General features: G+C 64.0%; 19 protein-coding genes. 7 read left to right on the top strand and 12 right to left on the bottom strand.

Translation table 11 applies throughout. The annotated features are described in order from the left end of the window. The first annotated feature begins 353 nt into the window (after positions 1-353). The 3 genes from NEI07_RS04985 to NEI07_RS04975 are packed head-to-tail and all read left to right on the top strand — an operon-like array spanning position 354 to position 2,674. Positions 354-1,472: an SbmA/BacA-like family transporter gene (locus NEI07_RS04985; RefSeq protein WP_256033124.1), complete on the top strand. Its 1,119-nt coding sequence runs from the start codon at positions 354-356 to the stop codon at positions 1,470-1,472. Then, positions 1,469-2,170 carry a VIT1/CCC1 transporter family protein gene (locus NEI07_RS04980; protein WP_256033122.1) on the top strand — a complete coding sequence of 234 codons (702 nt, stop codon included), beginning with the start codon at positions 1,469-1,471 and terminating at the stop codon, positions 2,168-2,170. Before NEI07_RS04985 ends, NEI07_RS04980 begins: the two co-directional genes overlap by 4 nt. A 57-nt stretch (positions 2,171-2,227) precedes the next feature. Continuing rightward, positions 2,228-2,674, top strand: a complete 447-nt coding sequence (locus tag NEI07_RS04975; protein ID WP_256033121.1) for a cupin domain-containing protein — start codon at positions 2,228-2,230, stop codon at positions 2,672-2,674. 29 nt (positions 2,675-2,703) lie between these two features. Here the strand turns inward: NEI07_RS04975 and NEI07_RS04970 are convergent, their stop codons facing one another. The 4 genes from NEI07_RS04970 to NEI07_RS04955 form a co-directional block, all read right to left on the bottom strand. Further along, positions 2,704-4,764: a L,D-transpeptidase family protein gene (locus tag NEI07_RS04970; RefSeq protein WP_256033120.1), complete on the bottom strand. Its 2,061-nt coding sequence runs from the start codon at positions 4,762-4,764 to the stop codon at positions 2,704-2,706. 156 nt (positions 4,765-4,920) lie between these two features. Then, positions 4,921-5,961: an alpha/beta hydrolase gene (locus NEI07_RS04965; RefSeq protein ID WP_256033119.1), complete on the bottom strand. Its 1,041-nt coding sequence runs from the start codon at positions 5,959-5,961 to the stop codon at positions 4,921-4,923. A 26-nt stretch (positions 5,962-5,987) separates the two neighbouring features. Continuing rightward, positions 5,988-6,752 (bottom strand): PP2C family protein-serine/threonine phosphatase, encoded by a 765-nt coding sequence (locus tag NEI07_RS04960; protein WP_256033118.1) that lies wholly within the window; start codon positions 6,750-6,752, stop codon positions 5,988-5,990. 173 nt (positions 6,753-6,925) lie between these two features. Next, positions 6,926-8,503: a 2-isopropylmalate synthase gene (locus NEI07_RS04955; RefSeq protein ID WP_256033117.1), complete on the bottom strand. Its 1,578-nt coding sequence runs from the start codon at positions 8,501-8,503 to the stop codon at positions 6,926-6,928. A 446-nt stretch (positions 8,504-8,949) separates the two neighbouring features. Between NEI07_RS04955 and NEI07_RS04950 the strand changes: the two genes are divergently transcribed. Together NEI07_RS04950 and ppa are read left to right on the top strand one after the other, a co-directional pair. Further along, positions 8,950-9,471, top strand: a complete 522-nt coding sequence (locus tag NEI07_RS04950; protein WP_175093883.1) for a GNAT family N-acetyltransferase — start codon at positions 8,950-8,952, stop codon at positions 9,469-9,471. A gap of 154 nt (positions 9,472-9,625) precedes the next feature. Then, on the top strand, positions 9,626-10,159 hold the full coding sequence (gene ppa / locus NEI07_RS04945) for an inorganic diphosphatase (RefSeq protein WP_256033116.1): 534 nt from the start codon (positions 9,626-9,628) through the stop codon (positions 10,157-10,159). Positions 10,160-10,241: 82 nt separating this feature from the next. Here the strand turns inward: ppa and NEI07_RS04940 are convergent, their stop codons facing one another. The 8 genes from NEI07_RS04940 to NEI07_RS04905 form a co-directional block, all read right to left on the bottom strand. Next, positions 10,242-10,604 carry a DUF1636 family protein gene (locus NEI07_RS04940; protein ID WP_256033115.1) on the bottom strand — a complete coding sequence of 121 codons (363 nt, stop codon included), beginning with the start codon at positions 10,602-10,604 and terminating at the stop codon, positions 10,242-10,244. A 70-nt stretch (positions 10,605-10,674) separates the two neighbouring features. Further along, the gene (locus tag NEI07_RS04935) at positions 10,675-11,151 is read right to left on the bottom strand and encodes a hypothetical protein (RefSeq protein WP_256033114.1); all 477 of its coding nucleotides are present in this window, start codon (positions 11,149-11,151) and stop codon (positions 10,675-10,677) included. Positions 11,152-11,366: 215 nt separating this feature from the next. Then, positions 11,367-11,660 carry a YARHG domain-containing protein gene (locus tag NEI07_RS04930; RefSeq protein ID WP_256033113.1) on the bottom strand — a complete coding sequence of 98 codons (294 nt, stop codon included), beginning with the start codon at positions 11,658-11,660 and terminating at the stop codon, positions 11,367-11,369. 50 nt (positions 11,661-11,710) lie between these two features. Next, on the bottom strand, positions 11,711-12,529 hold the full coding sequence (locus NEI07_RS04925) for a M15 family metallopeptidase (protein WP_256033112.1): 819 nt from the start codon (positions 12,527-12,529) through the stop codon (positions 11,711-11,713). 106 nt (positions 12,530-12,635) lie between these two features. Beyond that, positions 12,636-13,448 (bottom strand): Crp/Fnr family transcriptional regulator, encoded by an 813-nt coding sequence (locus NEI07_RS04920; protein WP_256033111.1) that lies wholly within the window; start codon positions 13,446-13,448, stop codon positions 12,636-12,638. 179 nt (positions 13,449-13,627) lie between these two features. Then, complete coding sequence (metW, locus tag NEI07_RS04915; protein ID WP_256033110.1) at positions 13,628-14,296, bottom strand: methionine biosynthesis protein MetW; 669 nt, start codon at positions 14,294-14,296, stop codon at positions 13,628-13,630. Continuing rightward, positions 14,293-15,465: a homoserine O-acetyltransferase MetX gene (metX, locus tag NEI07_RS04910; protein ID WP_256033160.1), complete on the bottom strand. Its 1,173-nt coding sequence runs from the start codon at positions 15,463-15,465 to the stop codon at positions 14,293-14,295. The genes metW and metX overlap by 4 nt, the downstream gene beginning before the upstream one ends. 329 nt (positions 15,466-15,794) lie before the next feature. Continuing rightward, positions 15,795-16,613: an alpha/beta hydrolase gene (locus NEI07_RS04905; protein ID WP_256033109.1), complete on the bottom strand. Its 819-nt coding sequence runs from the start codon at positions 16,611-16,613 to the stop codon at positions 15,795-15,797. A 128-nt stretch (positions 16,614-16,741) separates the two neighbouring features. Between NEI07_RS04905 and NEI07_RS04900 the strand changes: the two genes are divergently transcribed. Further along, the gene (locus NEI07_RS04900; RefSeq protein ID WP_256033108.1) at positions 16,742-17,944 is read left to right on the top strand and encodes a glycosyltransferase family 4 protein; all 1,203 of its coding nucleotides are present in this window, start codon (positions 16,742-16,744) and stop codon (positions 17,942-17,944) included. A 259-nt stretch (positions 17,945-18,203) separates the two neighbouring features. Further along, positions 18,204-20,060 carry a cation:proton antiporter domain-containing protein gene (locus tag NEI07_RS04895; protein ID WP_256033107.1) on the top strand — a complete coding sequence of 619 codons (1,857 nt, stop codon included), beginning with the start codon at positions 18,204-18,206 and terminating at the stop codon, positions 20,058-20,060. Positions 20,061-20,063 lie beyond the last annotated feature (3 nt).

The raw sequence follows: 20,063 nt of genomic DNA, 5'->3' as shown, positions 1-20,063 counted from the left end.
TGGCTGGAGAACGAAAAGAGGCTTTAGGGTCCAGACTCATAACAGTCTCATCGTTGGAGATGCGGCGAAGCGCCTCAAGCAACCTGCTTTCTGCCTCGGTGAGGCGCCGCCTGCTCGTGTCGCCATCGCGTTCGCCGCGATTTGCGCGGCGCAATGTGCAGCCCTCAAGCAATGGGCAGAGTGGGTGGCTGGTGGGATGAGGCCAGAAGTGAGAAAGTGTGAGCGCTAGGCGTCGATCTTTTGCGCCGCCCCAAAAACGCGGCCCAATGACATGAGAATTGTCGCGCGCCTCAGGTGGCGCGCTGCCAGCTGCACTCAAGTCGATCTGACAAATCTCGCACAAAGGGAATGACGTGATTCAGCGGTTCCTCTGGCTAGCGATGGGCTATTGGAAAGGCCAAACGCAACGCCCGGCGTGGGTTCTCTCGGTTGGATTTCTCATCTGCCTGGTTGTGAACACTTACATGGCTCTGGCCGTGAATCGCTGGAGCAAGAGTTTCTTCGACGCGCTTCAAACGCATAAAGTCGATGAAGTGACCGGGGGAATTCTTCAACTCGCCATTCTGGCGGTCGGCGTCGGTCTTGCCTCAATCGCGACAACGCAGTTTCGTATGAGACTTCAGGTCAATTGGCGATTGTGGCTCACCGCCTCGCTCATCGAGAAATGGCTCGTCAATGAATCTCGCCAAGCCTGCGCCATATCCCCCGCAATCGATAATCCTGAAGCCCGCATCGCCGATGACGGTCGGCTGGCGATCGAGCTTTTTGTCGATCTCGCCGGAGGCGTCATCAATATTTTCTTGGTGTCGGCCGCCTTCATCCTCGTTCTTTGGCAAGTGGGAGGATCCTATGAGTTTCTCGGCGTGGTCATCCCCGGCTATCTGGTTCTCGCGGTCTTCATCTATTCGGTGGTGACCTCGTTTTGCATGTGGGTGCTCGGGCGACCGCTGGTGGCAAGCGTCGAAGCAAAGGCCGCGGCGGAGGGGAACTTCCGCTATGCTCTCACCCGCGCCCGGCATGAGTTCGAGTCGAGAGCGGTGGTGGAAGTCGACGAGGACATAGATCGCGATATTGGCGATTACCTGCGTCATCCCGTCGTCAAGGGGGTTCCGATCATTCCAGATCGGCTGCCCGAAATCGACGCTCGGAGCGGGAATCCCTTCGACAGATTTCTCTTTCTGCTCGCAACGACCTGGGGGCGCGTCATCCAGGGGCAGACAAAGATCGTTTTTCTAACGCACGCGAACAATCTTTTGGCTCCCGCCGTTCCCCTGTTGCTTGGCGCGCCGAAATATCTTGCCGGCGATTTAACGCTTGGAGATCTGATGCAGGCGGCCGCAGCCTTTTTGCAGGTGCAACTTTCTCTCAATTGGCTCGCCGATAACGCCCTGAGCATCGCGAACTGGTCGGCGTCGGCGCGGCGGGTCGCGGCCCTTGATTTAGCCATTGACACGACGCGAGAGGCGACATGAGCCGACTTCGCATGCACCGGGAAAGTCATCTCGTTCAGCGCATCGGCTGGCTGCGGGCGGCGGTGCTCGGCGCCAATGACGGCATCGTGTCGACGGCGAGCCTGATCGTCGGCGTCGCCGCTGCGGCCGCGACGCGCAGTGAGGTGCTGATCGCCGGCGTGGCGGGGTTGGTGGCCGGCGCCATGTCGATGGCCGCGGGCGAATATGTTTCGGTCAGCTCCCAATCCGATACCGAAAAGGCCGACCTCGCGCGCGAACGCAAGGAATTGAGCGAGCAAATCGAACTCGAAAGGGAGGAGCTTGCGCATATTTACGTCGAGCGCGGCGTCGACCTTGAGCTGGCGCGGCAGGTCGCTTCGCAATTGATGGAGAAGGACGCGCTGATCGCGCATGCGCGCGACGAATTGGGCATCTCGGAGATCGCCAGCGCGCGGCCGGTGCAGGCGGCGTTGACATCGGCCGTCACCTTTGCCGCTGGAGCCGCGCTGCCGCTCCTCGTCGTCGGGATCGCGCCGCGAGACGCGATCATCCCCGTCGTCTCGGCCGCGTCTTTAGGCTGCCTCGCGCTGCTCGGCGCCATCGGCGCGAAAGCCGGCGGCGCCGGCATCCTGCGCGCCGCGGTGCGCGTGACGTTCTGGGGCGCATTGGCGCTGGCGCTGACGGCGGGCGTCGGCAAGATATTCGGCAAGGCCGTTTGAAAGAACCGGCGATCGCGGAAACGCTTCTATAGGGCGAATGCAAGGAATGGATTGCGAATGGAACAGCAGATGATTCGCATGGGGTTTATCGCGATCCTGAGCGTCGCTTTCAGCACAGTCGGCGCGGCCGCTGCGAAGGAGCCTGCGCCAGCAGAAGTGGTGACGGAAATCGCCAGGGCGACAAAAACCGCCACGGGGCAGCCGATCACGCTTCCGCAGGGGCCCTTAGAGGTCGTGGCTTCGATTTACACTCTGGCGCCCGGCGTCAGATTGCCGGAACATAAGCATCCGTATCAGCGCTACGCCTATATTCTTGAGGGGCAGCTGATGGTCCAGCAGGCCGATTCCGCGTCGCGCGTCTATCATGCTGGAGAATTCGTCATCGAGAGCGTCGACCGCTGGCATTTCGGCGCGACGGTCGGGGCCGTTCCGGTCAAATTGCTGGTCATCGATCAGTTGCCGCCAGGCAGCGACGTCACGGTCAATCGACCGCCAACGCCGTAACAGCGAGTTAGAACACGAACGCCCGTGCATTAGCGCAATTTGATCGTCAGATCCGTGCCGTCGTTTCCGGTCTCGCCGCTGACCGGCTGGTCCGAGATAATGAGCGACGCCCCAGTCCACAGCCGCTCCGCGATCCGGTCGCGAACGTCTTTCGGAATGTCGACGCGCTCCAGCGCCTCGGACGGGCTTGCGCCGGCGGGGCGCCAATCCCAGGATATGTCGGCTTTAGCATCGGCTGACGCCAAATCTTTCCTGCGCTCCGTCCGCGCTTCCGGCATCGACACGACCGACCATTTGAGCGAGTTCCCGTCCTCCTTGGCCGCCGTCGCAATATAAAGATGCGAGCCGAGCGGCGTATCCGGATCGCGAATCTCGATTGGCGCATCGAAAAGCGGCGAGAGGGCTTGGCGAACATAGATCCGCCGATCCTTCTTGCTGATCAGCACCGAGATGGGCGTCACGCGCCGCTCGGCTTCTCTTTGAGCGGTTGCGGCGGCGGCGGCGGTCGTTCGCGCCTCATCCAAACGCCGTTCGGCGTCGGCGCGATCAGCGGCCTTAGCGGCCGAGGCCGTTCTCGCCTGATCGAGTTTTGCCGTGGCTTCCGCAAGCGCGGAGTCGGCGTTGATCTTCGCCTGCAGCGCCGCATCCTGAGTGAAGAGCGCTTTTCCATAGGCTCTCGTCAGCCGGTCGGCATTGGCTTTCGCCAGCGCATCGCCCGTCGACGCGCTGCGTTCCGCCGCTACGGCCGGCTCCTGCTGGCTGTCGGCCGCCGCCGTCGCAGCGGCGGAGAATGCAGCGGCCGCTTCCGCTCTGACGCGGGCCGTGGCCTGCGCGGCTTCTGCTGCGCGGAGCGCCGTCGCTGCGCGCGCCGCCTCATTTTGCGTCATTCCCACTTCGGCGGACAAAGCCTTGACGGCCCTGTTGGCGGCGACGGCTTCAGCCACGGCCTTGGCCTTGAGCTGCTGGGCGTATTGATGCGGATTCACTGTCGGCCGTTCGGCGACGGCGGCTGGGCTCGAGGGAGCCGAGGGCGCCGGTTTGTCCGTCACGGTTTCGAATTTAGGCTTATCCGCATCCTGCTCCGTCTTCGACGGCGCGTCGGAGGAGTCGAGCGGCGGCTGCTGGGAGTCTGCAGCGGGCGCGGGTGCGGCGGCCGAAGCGACCTCAGCGCCGGCTTCCATCTTGGGCTGCTCCGCTTGTTGCTGCGAACCGGCGGTGGGCGCTTCAGCCTCGACGGGGGAGGGCTGCAACGGCGGGTCGGCCGCGGCGCTCGCGGTTTTCGCGGCCGTAGCCGTATTGCCGCCAGCGTCGGCTTTCGGTTGCTCCGCCTGCGGCTGCGGAGCGATCGTGGGGCGATCTTCTGCGACGTGGAGAGGCCGTTGAGAGTCAGCCGCGGGCGCGCCTTTTTCTGCCTCTGCGGACGCGCGCATCTTAGGCGCGGGCAGCAACGGGTGTTCGAACTCGGCGGGAAACACATCATCCGGCGAGATCACGACCCGCTCGCCAATTCTGGTCATGCCCCAGAGCTTCGCCGCGAAGGCGGCGGGAAGCCGGATGCAGCCGTGCGAGGCCGGATGTCCCGGCACGACCCCAAGATGCATGGCGATGCCGGACCAGGTGATCCGCTGCATGAACGGCATCGGCGCGCTGGAATAGATGTTGGATCGGTGGAACCGTTCGCGGCCGATGATGGTGAAAATGCCTTTCGGCGTCGGATGTCCGGCGATGCCTGTCGAGATCGCCGAACGCGCGACGAGGCCGCTATGGTTGTAGATCGACACCTGCTGGTCGGCGATGGAGGCGATGACGAAGAGCGGCCGGTCGAGCTTTGCAGCCTCGGGCTTGGCGTCGGGCAAAGACGCCGCGCCGCTTTTGTCGGTCGCCGGACGGGAGATTTTTTTTCGTGCGGCCGGGCGTTGCGGCCGCACGGCGCGATCAGGACCTACAACCGCGTCGATGAGAGGCTCGCGGTCGCCCCAGAAATAAAAGCCCTGCGCCATGACGGGCGTCCGCGCAAAGCCGAGCGCCGCTGCGGCAGTCACCGCCACCTTCGAAAAAAGCCGGGCGCGAGAGCGCGTTCGCAAGCGCATGTGCCGCTCCAAACTGCGGTTGAGCACCTTCGGTACTAAGGCGAATTTGTTATTTAAACGATAATGAATGGCTAATACGTGGCCAAACAGCGACCAAGATCAAGATCCAATGCTTGAGCTTTGCTTCGTGCGCCGCGAAGAGAGGATTGTTTTGACTTAACTTTGCAGCGCAACGGCGACGAATCTCATGATCGCCGCGAAGGCAGCGTCGGTCTCCTTCAAGACCCCGGGGAAGAAATAGAAGCCGTGCGGCATGGCCTCGCCAATGAAATGCGTGACGTCCACGCCCGCCGCCGTCAATTTCTCGGCAAAGGCGCGATTGTCGTCGACGAGCGGATCGGCGGTTCCGCTGAGGAGCAGCGTTCGCGGATAGCCATTCAAATCGCCGAGCGCCGGGCTCGCCCAAGGGTCTCGCCACTGCTGCGATTTCGTAAGATAGGCGCCGCGCGCAAATCCCATGAAGGACGCGTCGATCACGACGCCCGTCGGGGCAATCCGTTCGTAGGATGCAAATTCTTCGAAGTGAAAATCCGTGACCGGACATAAAAGCACGGTCGCGAGAATGGATATGCGCTCTTCGCGCCCTCTTATCGGCAATGCCGCCGCGAGATTGCCTCCAGCGGAATCGCCGCAGACCAATATGCGCGATGCGTCGCCGCCGATATCGGCGCCTCTGTCGCGCATCCAGCGCAAAACCGCCATGCAATCGTCGAGGCCGGCTGGAAAGGGCCATTCGGGCGCCCAGCGATAATTGACGCTGATAACGATGACGTTGTTTTCGGCGGCGATGCGGCTGGTGACATAGGCCGTGTCCTCGGATCGTCCGACGACAAAGCCGCCGCCATGCATGTACAGCATCATCGGCATTGGTCTGTCGCCAGGCGGCGTGAAACATTCGCAGCGGATCGGACCTGCGTCCGAAGGAACGGCGAGGGTCGTGACTAAGACCTGCGGATAGAGCTGCGCGGCGCTCGGCGGCAGTTCCGCCGGGTCGATCGCGAGCCCTTCGCCTCTGTAGCAGGCGCGCACGGGCGCCATCATCATGTCTCGCATCGCGACGGGCGCGCGCAGTTTCGACAGCAATCGATAGAAGGGCGCGGCCGGATCATCATCGCAGATGCGGACGACTCCCGGCCCATCCGCGCGCGCGTCGACAAAGTCGAACGGCGCGGCGCGGCGATTCTCAATGTCGCCCATTAGCTCTTCTCCAAAACCTTGCGCTTTCAGATCGGCGGGTCGGCGATGTCGGTCTCCGCCACGAAAACGCCCACTGAAATATTGTCGTGTCCGCCGCCGCGGCGCGCGGCGTCGATCAATAGCCGGCAGGCCTCCGGCGGCGGGTTTTTTGAGACCGCTTCGGCGATCCTTGCGTCCGAGACGAGATTGGTCAAACCGTCGGTGCACAAGACCACGATGTCGCCCTGTCGCAGTGGCAGGCCTTCCGTCCAGATTGTCGGATAGACGTCGAGCCGCGTGCCGAGCGCCTGCAGAATGACATTGCTGCCGGCGCCTTTGCCGGCGTCCTCCGGGGACATGACGCCGTCGCGCACCAATTGCGCGTGCAGCGTCTGATCGTCGGAAAGTTGGGTAAGCCGGCCATCGCGCATCAGATAGGCGCGGCTGTCGCCCACATGCGCAAGCCACAGGAGACTGTCCCTGACGCCGAGCGCCGTGCAGGTCGTCCCCATGCCGGCGCAATCAGGATGTTTGGCGGCGTAGTCGAATATCGCCCGATTGGCGGCGTCAAAAGCGGCCCGCAGCGCCTCAGACGGGATCTTGTCGAGCGAATAATAGACGCGCCGCACGACTTCCAGCGCGAGCGCGCTCGCAACTTCGCCGGCGGCGTGGCCGCCCATGCCGTCCGCGACAAGCGCAAGCGCGCCATAGTCGCGATCGTCTCGGCCGGCGCTCGCGATGAAGGCGACGGAGTCTTCGTTGAGCTGCCTGACGCATCCGACATCCGTGCGGATGGCGCCTGCGATGCGCAACGGAGCGGCTGATGGCCGGTTCGCCGTCAAGGGAAGACGGACCCTTTACTATTCGCGCCGCGCCTGTGTGAGTTCGGCGCTGCGTATCGATTCCGAAACGGCCGATTGGCGCCGCGAGCGGGATCGTCAGATTCGCTCGCGGCCATCCTATGGTTCACGCGTTGCGGCGCCGCCTACATCGCCTGCATGGCTTCGGGCTTGCCGCGCGCGCGCTTCGCCATCAGCCGGTTGAGCGCCGAGACATAGGCGCGCGCCGAAGCGACGAGCGTGTCGGGATCGGCGCCGCGGCCGGTCACCGACTTGCCGTTTTCGGAGAGGCGCACGGAGACTTCCGCCTGCGCGTCGGTGCCTTCGGTGACGGCGTGGACCTGGAAGAGCTCCAGTGTCGCCTCATGCGGCGCGAGCGCCTTGATGGCGTTGAAGATCGCGTCGACAGGGCCGTTGCCGGTCGCCTGATGCGTCAGCTTCTGTCCGTCAATGTCGAGCGTGAGCGCCGCCGACTGCGGGCCATGCGTGCCGGCCATCACCATCAAGGCTTCGACCTTGATATGATCATGGGCGTTGACGATCTCGTCGTCGACCAGCGCGACCAGATCTTCGTCATAGACGAACTTCTTGCGGTCGGCCAAATCCTTGAAGCGGTTGAACGCGTCGAGCAACGCGTTCTCGCCGAGGTCGTAACCGAGCTCCTTCAGCTTTTCGCGAAACGCGTGGCGGCCCGAATGCTTGCCCATGACGAGCGAGGTCTTGGAGACCCCGACGCTTTCCGGCGTCATGATCTCATAGGTGTGCGCATTCTTGAGCATGCCGTCCTGATGAATGCCGCTTTCATGCGCGAAAGCGTTCCGCCCGACGATCGCCTTGTTGTATTGCACCGGAAACGACGTCACCGCCGAGACGAGCTTCGAGGCGCGGGTTAAGAGCTTGGCGTCGATATTGGTGAAGAACGGCAGCGCGTCGGCGCGCGTCTTCATCGCCATCACGATTTCTTCGAGCGCGGCGTTGCCGGCCCGCTCGCCGATGCCGTTGATCGTGCATTCCACCTGCCGCGCGCCGCCGCGCACGCCGGCGAGCGAATTGGCGACGGCCAGTCCCAGATCGTCGTGACAGTGCACCGAGAAGATCGCCTTGTCGGAATTAGGCACCCGCTCGCGTACGGCGCGGAACAGCTGCTCATATTCCGCCGGCGTGCTGTAGCCGACGGTGTCGGGAATGTTGATCGTGGTCGCGCCGGCCTTGATCGCGGCCTCCACGCAGCGGCAGAGAAAATCGAACTCCGTGCGCGTGCCGTCCTCCGCCGACCATTCGACGTCGGCGACGTGATTGCGCGCGCGCGTCACCGACGCGGTGACCATCTCCAAGACGCGCTCCGGCTCCAGCTGGAGCTTGTATTTCATATGCACCGGCGAGGTGGAGATGAAGGTATGGATGCGCGGACGCTTCGCCTCCCGCAGCGCTTCGGCGCAGCGGTCGATGTCCTTCTCGGACGCGCGGGCCAATCCGGCGACGGAGGCGTTCTTCACCCGCCGCGCCACTTCGCTGACGCTCTCGAAATCGCCTGGACTGGCGATCGGGAAGCCGGCCTCGATAATATCGACGCCCAATTGGTCGAGGAGATCGGCGACCTCGAGCTTCTCTTCCAGGGTCATCGAGGCGCCGGGCGATTGCTCGCCGTCGCGCAGGGTGGTGTCGAAAATCAGGACGCGCGCGTCATTATCTGCGACGGCGCCGGGGTGTGACGGGTTGTTCATCGGTTTTGAAATCCTGCTTGCCGTGCCCGCTGAGGGGCTCTTGTCGTCTGACTGCATGACATGTCCCCTGAAAGCCTGGGCGCGAGCCCGTCGGGCGCTCAGGGGCGACTAAGAAGCAGCAGGCCGAAAAGCGGCAGGGAACGCGGCCGAGCGAATCCGCGCGCGCGCGCCGGCGTCGCGTGGTCAATCGCAAAGGCGGTTGCGTGGGGCAACGATTTCGTCCCGTTCCGGCGGCGTTGGCCGCAATCGGGATAAGAATAGCGCAAGAACCTGCTGCGCCGCAAGCGCCGTATCGCCGCCTGCCATCGCGCGCGGCTCGCGGGCCGCAATAAAGTGAAACAGACAATTACGCCAAACGTATGAGCCGTCTCGGCGACGGATAATTTTTGCGCCTGAACGCTTATGGCTCTTGCCGAAACGAACCGATGAGACCTAACATCAAAGGCATGGTCAAAACCGCCTTCTCCATCCGCCATGCGCGTCCCGGAGACGCAGAGCAGATCACGCGCGTTCATGACGCCTCATGGCGCTACGCCTATCGCGGCGTCATACCCGGCGCCGAGCTTGAGCGGATGATCGCCCGCCGCGGCCCCAACTGGTGGCATTCGGCGATCGTGCGCGGCACCGGTCTTCTCGTGCTGGACTTCGACGACGACATCGTCGGCTACTCGACCTATGGACGAAACCGCGTTCCATCGATGCCTTATTCGGGCGAGATCTTCGAAATCTATCTGGCGCCGGAGCAGCAGGGGCTTGGCTTGGGACGCCGGCTGTTCAACGCCACCCGTCGCGAACTCGCCGAGCATGGCTATCTCTCCACCATCGTCTGGGCGCTCGCCGATAATGAGAAAGCGCTCGCCTTTTATCGCAGCCTCGGCGGACAGACGGTCCGCCGCGCGGAGGAGCGGTTCGGCGCGGACATGCTGACGCGCGTCGCTTTCGGCTTCGTTTCCGCGCCGGTGCGGTAAATCATTTTTGGCGCCATAAACGCGAAGCAATGCGAGAATACAGACGCGCAGCGCCGCGATCCTCGCCAGGTTTGTGCGCTAACTTCCTCAACAAAACCCGACGCTGCGCCGGCGCATCAGCCGCCGCGCCGTCTGTCTCAATCGGAGAACTTGAATGCGTCTCGACGCCATCCCTATCGGCGCGAACCCGCCGCACGAAGTCAATGTCGTCGTCGAGGTGCCGCTTGGCGGCGAGCCGATCAAATATGAACTCGACAAGGCCTCCGGCACGCTGTTCGTCGATCGGTTCCTCTATACGGCGATGCGCTATCCCGGCAATTACGGCTTCATTCCGCATACGCTTTCGGACGACGGCGATCCCTGCGACGTGCTCGTCGCCAACACCCGTCCCGTGGCGCCGGGCGCCGTTATCGCGGTCAGGCCGATCGGCGTGCTGCGCATGACGGATGAGGCCGGCGGCGACGAGAAGATCGTCGCCGTGCCGTCGGCGCGGCTCACGCAACGCTATATCGACGTGAAGAATTACACCGACCTGCAGGAGATGACCTGGCGACGGATCGAGCACTTCTTCGTGCATTATAAGGATCTCGAGCCCGGCAAATGGGCCAAGATCGCGGGCTGGGGCGACGCCGCCGACGCGCGCGCGCTGATCAGCGAGGCGATCGAGCGGGCGAAAGCGGCGAAATAGCGTTAGAGCAGGTTCCTGCTCCAGCATTTGCTTTTGAGCGATTCCTTATCGATCACATGATTCCATGTGATCGATAAGCGCCCTAGCGAAGCGGCGGCGTGCGCGACACCACGCCCTTCTTGAAGCAGGCCTGCCTGTCCTTCCAGGCGACGATGCCATTGTCGGTCGCGGCGAAGCTTTGCGCCGAATCGATCAGCTCGTCGACATGCACGCCGCCGTCGAGATCGCCAATCACATAAGTCCATTTGCCGCCGCCGGCGAAGGCGACCGTCGCCGGGCGCTTGCACACCGCGAGGCATTCCACCGCTTCGACGGCGATATCGAGATTGCGCTCGTCAAGCCGCGCGCGCAGCGCCTCCAGCAAAAGCGCGCCGGGACGCATGTCGGCGTCGCCGCCGTCGCGGCAGGAGACGCAAACAAAGACCGTGACGCCCGGCGCAGCCATTTCAGCACTCCTGTCTATGGACGCGCCTTCTCGACCAAAGCCGCGCCAAAGACAAGCGTCGGCGCAGCCTTTAGGGATTATACGCGCAGCGCGCGCCGCCGCCGGCCTTTTCGGCAACTTCATCGGCGTCGACGATGCAGTCGAGCGCCGTGATCGACGCATGCGAAGAGCCTGCGGCGCCTTCCGCCACGACGCCATTCTCGATCAAGGTCGCGTAGAGTTCATTCGCCTTGCGGCCGCTCAATTCGATCTTCTTCGCGCCGAAGGTCAGTTCGCAGGCGCGCGATGTGATGTCGACATTGCCGGCGCGGCAGTCGATCGCATCAGCTTTCACTGCGATGCGGAGCCCTTTGGGATGTGGCGCATCCGCCTTACCGCTGAAGAACGCCGCGAGAAGCTTCTTGTTGGGAACGCTCGTTTGAGGCGACAATTCGCCGACGATCGCCGAAAGCGCCAGCGCGTTCGAGCCGTTGCTGGCTCCCGCCTGAGCGGCGGCGGGCGCGAGGGCGGATAAAAGGACCAATCCAATCGTCTTGTATGCGATCATGGCGATTCCCCGACAAATGCATCTGCGCAATTGACCAAGAGCCGACGCCAAATTTGCGACGCTGGCGCGTTCAGTCGACGGCCACGAACATATCCGCCATTTCCGCGGCCGTGAATGCGCGTTTGAAAATTAGAGGCGCAGGCGGACCGTCCAGACCGCTCGATTTCCTGTCGTGGCCCTTGTTGAACTGCGAAATTTTCGCCCGCGCATGGAACTCAGCACCCCTTACGGCGCTCCCACATTTGAAGCTGATTGACGCGGCTTTTCTCCCAACCGCTCAGCCGCCCGTAAGGTGGAAAACAGCCAGCTCCGAACACGGCCCGCGCCCGGTCGGTATTGAAGCAATGGCCGTTACGCGCGTAGATCCGGTTGCGCGCGTACCAAAGAGCCTCGCAAGACATGTAAGCCGGATCCTGCGCCGCCGCCGGGGTCGGCGCGGCGACCCCCATCGATCCGGCGCCGAATGCGCCGATAAGGCTCAGCGCCGTGAAAATCTTTTGTGTTCTCATCGGAAATCCCCTCCTGTAATTGGGGTTACTTACGATCTACGCGCTTCTTTTCAATCACTATGTTGTTTTTTCCCTTCGCCGCCTGGCGGCGCGTCAAAAAATTCGGGCCGGTATTCGAAATGCATCGTGTCAAAATGCCCCCATTTGCCGCCCCAAATGAACCCGTGGCGTTCGAAAATCTCCACGATCTCGTAAGGAATCCGATTGCGGTAACCGCCTTTGCGCCAGAGCCAATAATCAGAGAAGGCGGTGTTGAGATCAATCGCCGCGCCATAGGCGTGCATGCTGCGTTTGCCAGTGTCCTTCACAACGCGGCAATTGAAGGCGCCGGCGCTCGGATAAGCGTAACGCTTAATGTCCTGCGGCAGACGATCGATTTCTGTGGCGACCGCGCGCAACTTTTCGGCGACGCCATTGATCGTGGTCACTCGCACCTTGCCAGTGAACCAGGGAATATCGGTCAAATGCTTCTGCGTTTCGCGCTTGTCGCAATCCCCATACATCTTGTCGAAGAAGGCGGCGTTGCGGAAGCGCCCCGGATCGTCCTGCGGTCCGGGAGGCTTCGTCAGCGCGCCCTTGGGATAGGGAAGGCTCAGCTGATCTAGGAGAGAGGCGTTTTTCAGTTTCTCGTCGAAGCTCTTGTCGGTCCTGCCGTCAGAGAGATTTTGTCTTGTTCCATCGCGAAATATGATCCCGGCGTCGTCGCGACCGGCTATTTGGTCCGGATAGGCGTGCGGCAACGCGTCGGGCGAAATCGCCTGTCCGCGAGCGGCGACGGAAAAGAACAGCATCTCGATGACCGCGAGAAGCACGCCGAACTTTAGAGCGCGCAGGATTTCTTCGCGTCCGATGGCGAGGGGCCAAAGCATTTCCGCTCTGCGCACGCTTCTTCCCCTTCGGCAGAACCGGGAATTCCCTTACGGCTTATAGCGCGCCGCGCGAAAAACCGGATTTCACTTTTTCGCGAGCCGCGCTCTAAGCGGCGTCGTACTGCGTCTCGATCTTGCGTCGTGCCAAAGAAAGGCGCGGCGGCCGGCCGAGCCGGTCGCACTGGTCCGCGAGACGCAAGACGCTTTCGACATGCACGTTGCGCGTCTCGGTGCGGACGCCATGGGCGCGGAGTTTGGCGAAAGCGCGCGACAGCGTCTCCTGCTTGACGCCCAGCCGCGCGGCGATCAGGCGCTTGTCATAGGGCAAGCGGAAGCGGCACCGATCTTCGCCCGGGGGGCAGAGGCCAAGTAGGAAATGCGCGAGGCGCTGATCGGCGTTCTGGCTCTTGAGCGACTCGACCTCGCCAATGAGACGCGCGATGCTTTCCTTGGAGTCCTGCATCACCGCGGCGCAGAGCGACGGCGACTCCTTGAGGAGCCGAGCGAAGCGCGCCGCCGGCAGCTTGAGCGCGCGCGTCGGGCCCACCGCCTCTGCGGAGAGCGTGTGAATCTCATCGGCGTCGGTCGGCGCCTCGCCGATCATTTCGCCGTCCGAGCGAATGCCGATGAGCGTTTGGCGTCCCGAAGACGAAAGGCGCAGCAGCTTCACATAGCCGCTCAAAACGAATGCGAGGTCTGTGACCACAGCGCCTTGATGGAAAAGCGAGTCGCCGTCCTGGAGGGACTCGATCCTGGCGTCCGCCGACAGTCGCGACAATGTCGCTTCGTCGACCCCCGCGAAGAGCGGCGCTTTGCGCAGGTCCTTCGGGCCCGCCGGCTGCGGCGCGCACGGACCGGCGCGTCTCTTTTGCGAGGCGCTGTCATGGCTTCGCACAGCGGGGCCGGTGTCGACTGTCAAGCTCGCGCCTCCTCCCGAAGCGCGCGGAATCACGCGCGTCATCCAAGGATGACACGACGCATGAAGCGGAGGCGCCGCCGCTCCCTCCCGCGCATGTTTCTCTAATGCCGCCAATGGGAAGGCTAACGCGAACCGTCAGCCCGCGAAAGGCGACGCACCGGGACAAACCGTCGCATGGGTTACGGTCGTCGGCCGCCACGCTCCAGCAGAAACACAGCCTGTTCGCCGAAGAGATTCCACACCCACCAAGGCGCGCTGAAGCGGATCGGCGCGCCGGCGCGATCAAAGGCGACTCCGCGCTCGATGTGCGCGCCGAGTTCGTCGACGATCTCGACGAAGTCACGGATGGTGCAAAGATGAATGTTCGGCGTGTCATGCCAGTGATAGTCAAGCCGCCCGGTGACCGGCATGCGGCCGCTAAAGGCGAGCTGCGCGCGCACGCGCCAATAGCCGAAATTAGGAAATGAGATGATGGCGCGCCGACCGATGCGCAGCATATTGGCGAGCGCCGCGCGCGGGCGCCTTGTCGCCTGCAGCGTCTGGGAAAGAATCACATAGTCGAATCCGTCGTCCGGATAATCGGAGAGGTCCGTATCGGCGTCGCCCTGAATGACGGAAAGTCCTTTCGCCACGCATTCATTAACGCCGCGCTGCGAGAGTTCGACGCCGCGGCCGTCGACGCCCTTCTTCTGCGCCAGGAGCTGCAGCAACGCGCCGTCGCCGCAGCCGACGTCGAGAACGCGCGCGCCGTGCGCGACCATCTCGGCGATGACCGCGAGATCGAGACGCGGTTGCTCGAGCGGCTGCGCGGGCCGCTCAGGCGCGTCGGCTGCAGGCGTGACGGTCATTTCGAGGTTCCGTCAGGCGCGAGGCCGCGCGCGTTTGCGGCTGAATCGAGAAAGCCGCGCGTCGTCGCAATGAACATCGGCTCGTGCAGCAAGAACGCGTCGTGCCCCTTGTCGGATTCGATTTCGACGAAAGACACCGACGCGCCGCCGGCGTTGAGCGCGTGAACGATGGCGCGCGAGTCCGAGGTGGGATAGAGCCAGTCCGACGTGAAGGAGACGACGCAAAAGCGCGTCTTGGTGTCCTTGAAGGCCATGGCCAGCGAACCGCCATAGTCGGCGGCAAGATCAAAGTAGTCGCAGGCGCGGGTGACGAAGAGATAGGAATTGGCGTCGAACCGCTCGACGAAGGCGAGGCCCTGGTAACGCAGATAGTTCTCGACCTGAAAATCCGCGTCGAAGGAGAAGGTCGGCGCGCTGCGGTCCTGCAGCTTGCGGCCGAACTTACGCTGCAGCGCCGCTTCCGAGAGATAAGTAATGTGCGCCGACATGCGCGCCACCGCGAGTCCCTTCTCGGGCCGCACGCCCTGCTCCTGATAGCGCCCCGAGCGCCAGTCCGGATCGGCCATCACCGCCTGTCGGCCGACTTCGTGAAAGGCGATATTCTGCGCCGAATGTTTGGCGGCGGTGGCGATCGGCATGGCCGAAAAGACCCGCTCCGGATAGCTCGCCGCCCATTGCAGCACCTGCATGCCGCCCATCGAGCCGCCGGCGACGCAAAACAGCGTCTCGACGCCAAGATGATCGATGAGCATCGCCTGCGCCCGCACCATGTCGCGGATGGTGACGACGGGGAAGTCGACGCCATAGGGCTTGCCGGTCGTCGGGTTGATCGACGCCGGGCCGGTCGTGCCCATGCAGCCGCCGACGACATTCGAGCAGATCAGGAAATAGCGATCGGTGTCGAAAGGCTTGCCGGGTCCGACCATCGCCTCCCACCAGCCGGGCTTGCCGGTGACGGGATTTACGCCGGCGGCATATTGGTCGCCGGTGAGCGCATGGCACAGCAGAATGGCGTTGCTACAGGCGGCGTTGAGCGTTCCACGGGTCTCGTAAGCGATGGCGAGCGGCGCGATGCGGCCGCCGCCGTCCGTCAAAAGCGGTCGGTCCGGGGGAAAAACGACGGTTTTCGGCGCGAAGCCCTCGCTGCAGGCCGGCCGCGCTTCTGACAATACGGACAAGCGATCTTCCTAGCGTTCGATATGCCGAACAATTCGTTCGGCAACATCGATGGGGCCGGCGGAGGTGTCAAGCGCCGCGCGGCGGCGCCGGATGCTTTTCGCCGTCAAGACCGATGGCCTCACGTTTTCTCCTGGAGCGAATGATCAGATACAGGAGCGCAAGCGCCGCAACCGCCGCCAGCGCCCAGGATTCCTCATTGATAATAGCATCATAGAGGACACTTAATATCACTGTAGCCATTGCTGACCACGTCCAGGCCGCTGCCCGCGCAGCGTAGCATGGAGATCGCGCGAACGCGCATCGATGCGCGCTGCGTCCGTCAATCAAACAGCGTCGGCGGCGGCTCGCCGGGCGGGGGTGCGCTCATCGTCTCCACCGCGGCGGCAAGCTGCGCGAGGTCTTCGGGGCGGGACAGCCGATGATCGCCGTCGGCGATAAAGGTCAGGGTTACGGGATCGGCGTTCAGATGCTCCACGATCGTCAGCGCATGCCGCCAGGGCACGGCGTCATCGCGCATGCCCTGCAGAATATGCACGCGCGCATGGGCGCGCATGAGGCCGCCGAGCAGCAGATGATGGCGTCCCTCTTCGATCAACCGCCGCGTGACCGGCCCGTGATCCGGCTCCTTGGCGGGCAGGACGCCTTTCTCCATGAGTTCGCGGCGCGTCGCTTCGTCGAAGCCCTCCCACATCAGCGCCTCGGTGAAGTCCACCGCCGGCGCGAGCAGGATCAGACCGGCGAGCCGGGCGGTCTCGCCTCTCGCAGCGAGCCGCCGCGCCAGAAGCAACGCGATCCAGCCCCCCATCGAGCTGCCGATGAGGATCTGCGGCCCTTGCGTCGAGCGCTCGAAAACGGCGAGGCTCTGCTCGAGCCAATCGCCGATGCAGCCCTCCTCGAATTTGCCGGACGAGCGGCCATGGCCCGAATAGTCGAAGCGCAGAAAGGCGCGCCCCCTCGCCTGCGCCCATGCGTCGAGTGCGCCCGCCTTGGTTCCGTCCATATCGGAGGCGAAGCCTCCGAGCCAGACGAGGCCCGGCGCGTTTCCGGCCTCGGCCGTCGCGGCGCGCCATCGTCGCGCGAGGCGCCAGACGCCGCCCGCCGGATTGGGAATGTCGAGGAAATCGAGCGTGTCCGACAAGCAGGTTCACTATAGGATCGAAGAGGCGACGCGATTGAAAATAGGCGGTTTGCTCATAGTTGGTAAAGGATCTCGCAACAGAATGCTGCAGCCGGACGATTCTGTCCGGGGCTCGCGTTAGCCCAGCGATGTCGCAACAACCCGCCACGATCGCCGCGCCCGACCAGCGACTGGCTGGACGAACGATCCTGCAGATCGTGCCCGATCTCCAATCGGGCGGGGCGGAGCGCGCGACGGTGGACGTGGCCGAGGCGTTAAGCCGGGTCGGCGCCCGCTGTCTCGTGGCGTCGCGCGGCGGGCGCATGGTCAGCGAATTGCAATCGAAAGGCGGCGTCTGGGCGCCGTTTCCGGCGGCGACGAAAAATCCCTTCGCGATGGCGCTGAATTCGGTGCGGCTGGCGCGAATCATCCGCGACGAAGGCGTCGACATCGTCCATGCGCGCTCGCGCGCGCCCGCCTGGGTCGCCTATTACGCGGCGCGTCAGACCGGCGCAAAACTGGTCACGACCTATCACAGCGCCTATAGCGGCGCGTCGGCGATCAAGCAGCGCTACAACGCCATCATGTCGGCGGGCGACGCGGTGATCGCCATTTCGGAATTCGCCGCCCAGCGCATTCGGCAATTGCATCCGGAAAGCGCGGAGCGGATTGTGGTCATCCCGCGCGGCGCGGATCTGCGCGCCTTCTCGCCCGCCGCCGTCGACCGGCGCCGCGTCGAGCGCCTGCGCGCGGCGTGGGGCGTCGCGGCGCATGATCGCGTCGTGCTGCTGCCGTCGCGGCTTTCCGCGCGCAAGGGCCATTCGGTTCTGGTCGAGGCGACCAAGCGGCTGACCAAGCAAGGCGTCTGCGATCTGCGCGTCATTTTCGTCGGCGACCCGCGCAGCGACTCCTTTCGCCGCGCCCTCGAAACGCAGATCGAGCACGCCGGCCTGCGCGACGTCATTCGCTACGCCGGCTACTGCGAAGACATGCCCGCCGCCTATATGGCCGCCGCCGTCATTGTCGCGCCGGCGACGGTTCCGGAGGCGTTCGGGCGGATCGCCGTCGAAGCGCAGGCGATGGGGGCGCCGGTGATCATCTCCGATATTGGCGCGGCGCCCGAGATCGTCCTGGCGCCGCCGCAGATCCCGCGCCATCTTTCGACAGGCTGGCGGACCCCGCCCGGCGACCCGGCGGCGTTGGCCGACGCCATCGCCGAGGCGCTGAGCCTGCAGGCCTCGGCGCATGACGACCTGTCGCTGCGCGCGCGCCGAAACGCGCAGGAGCGCTTCTCCGTCGAGGAGATGCAGCGCGCCACGCTGCAGGTCTATGAGCGTCTCCTCGGGCTCTGAAGGGCTGTCTGGACCCCCGGCGCAGATCAGTAGCCAAAGTCTGGCTCGAGCGCGGCGGCTGAAGAAAAATCGCCGGGTCCAAAGGCGAATCGGATAGAATTTTGCCGTCAATCGGATTGATTTCGCGCGCAGCGCGTCGCATCCGTCGGGCTCGCGCTTCTGCGCAGTCCGGCGGCGCGACTCTTGCTGTCTTCATCGCCAATCGCCGCGTGACCCATTTATCCTTCGCGAAGGACCAGCGCGCGAGCAACGAGGCGGCATGACGAGCTCCATCCATCTTGAATCTTATCGCGAGGCGCTGGTCTTTCTCGCCACGGCGGGGGTCGTCGTCCCGCTGTTTCATCGCATCAAGATTTCGCCGGTGCTGGGCTTTCTCTTCGCCGGCGTCGTGCTTGGGCCGTTCGGGCTCGGCCGCTTGGCGGTCGATCATGAATGGGCGCGCAATTTCACCATCACCAATGTCGAGGGCGTCTCCAATCTCGCTGAATTCGGGCTGGTCTTCCTGCTGTTCATGATCGGCCTCGAACTGTCCTGGGAGCGTCTCGCCCGCCTGCGACGGCTCGTCTTCGGACTGGGGCTCGCGCAGGTCGTGGTGTGCGCAAGCGTGCTCGCGGCTTTTGGCTACTATTATTTTCGCGTCGAGTTTGGGCCCGCGATATTGATGGGTTTGGCGCTCGCTATGTCCTCGACGGCGGTGGTGCTGCCGGTGCTCGCCGAAGCGCGGCGCTTAAACAAAACCTCGGGGCGCGTCGCCTTCTCGGTGTTGTTGTTTCAGGACCTTGCCGTTGCGCCGGCGCTTTTTCTCGTTTCCGCGCTCGCCGAAGCCAAGAACGGCGGTTTCACGGGCGAACAGGCGGCGTGGGCGTTCGGGCGCGCCTTCCTCGCCATGGGCGCGCTGATCTTCATCGGCCGGCTGCTGCTGCGTCCGCTGTTTCGCATGGTCGCGGCCGTGCAGCTGACCGAACTGTTCATGGCCGCCTGCCTTCTCGTGGTCATCGGCGAGGCGGCGCTTTCGGCGGCCGCCGGATTCTCCATGGGCCTTGGCGCCTTCATCGCCGGGCTGCTGCTGGCGGAGACGGAGTTTCGGCGCGAGGTCGAGGTGACGATCGAGCCGTTCAAGGGCCTGTTGCTCGGGCTCTTCTTCGTTTCGGTCGGCGCCGGTCTCGACATGGGCGCCGTCGCCGCGGATCCCTTTCCGATCTTCATGTACGCCGCCGGGCTGATCGCGGTTAAGGGGGCGATCATCTTCGTACTCGCGCGGCTCTTTGGCGTCGACTGGCGGCCCTCAGCCGAGGCGTCGCTGCTGCTGGCGCCGGGCGGCGAATTCGCCTTCGCGCTGCTGACCTCAGCGATGGCCGTCGGCGTGCTGCCGGGTCACTACGGCGCCGATGCGATGATCGTCGTCACGATCAGCATTTTCGCCATTCCCCTTCTTGGCCGGATCGGCGCCGCTCTCGTCCCGCCAGCGACGGAAGCCGAGAACGAACTGCTTTATGCGGATCTCGCGCCGGCGGCTGCAATCGCCGGGGACCGCGTCGTGATCGTCGGCTATGGCAGAATCGGCAGCCTCGTCGGCGAAATGTTGAAGCGCCACGACATCCCGTTCGTCGCCGTCGAAAACGTCGTGTCGCTGGTGACCGCGGGGCGCGAGGACGGCGTCGAAATCTACTGGGGCAATGCGACGCGGCGCGAATTCCTGATGCGTTGCGGCGTGGCGCAGGCCCGCGCGCTCGTCGTCACAATCGAAAATGTTCACGCGGCCGGCGAGATCGTCCGTCTGGCGCATGAAATCCGCGGCGATCTCACCATCGTGGCGCGCGCCCGCGACGCGCATCACGCGACCGAACTCTATGAGTTTGGCGCAACCGACGCGATTCCCGAAACGGTCGAAGCAAGCCTGCAGCTCGCCGAAACCGTGCTCGTCGATATCGGCGTGCCAATGGGCTACGTCATCGCCTCGATTCATGGGAAACGCGACGAGTTTCGCAAGCTGCTGCAGCCGTCCGACGACAAGACGCGCGCCCGCCACGCGGAGCGCAACCGAAAGATCAGGCGCGAGCATGCGCGCCGGCGCATATCGGGACGCGCTGCGGAAGAAAGCGAGGAGGAGGCGTAGCCT

It is taken from the genome of Methylocystis suflitae, from assembly GCF_024448135.1.
Classification (GTDB): domain Bacteria; phylum Pseudomonadota; class Alphaproteobacteria; order Rhizobiales; family Beijerinckiaceae; genus Methylocystis; species Methylocystis suflitae.
The sequence above is the reverse complement of the archived record's forward strand: the minus strand, read 5'-3'. Positions and strand labels throughout refer to the sequence as shown.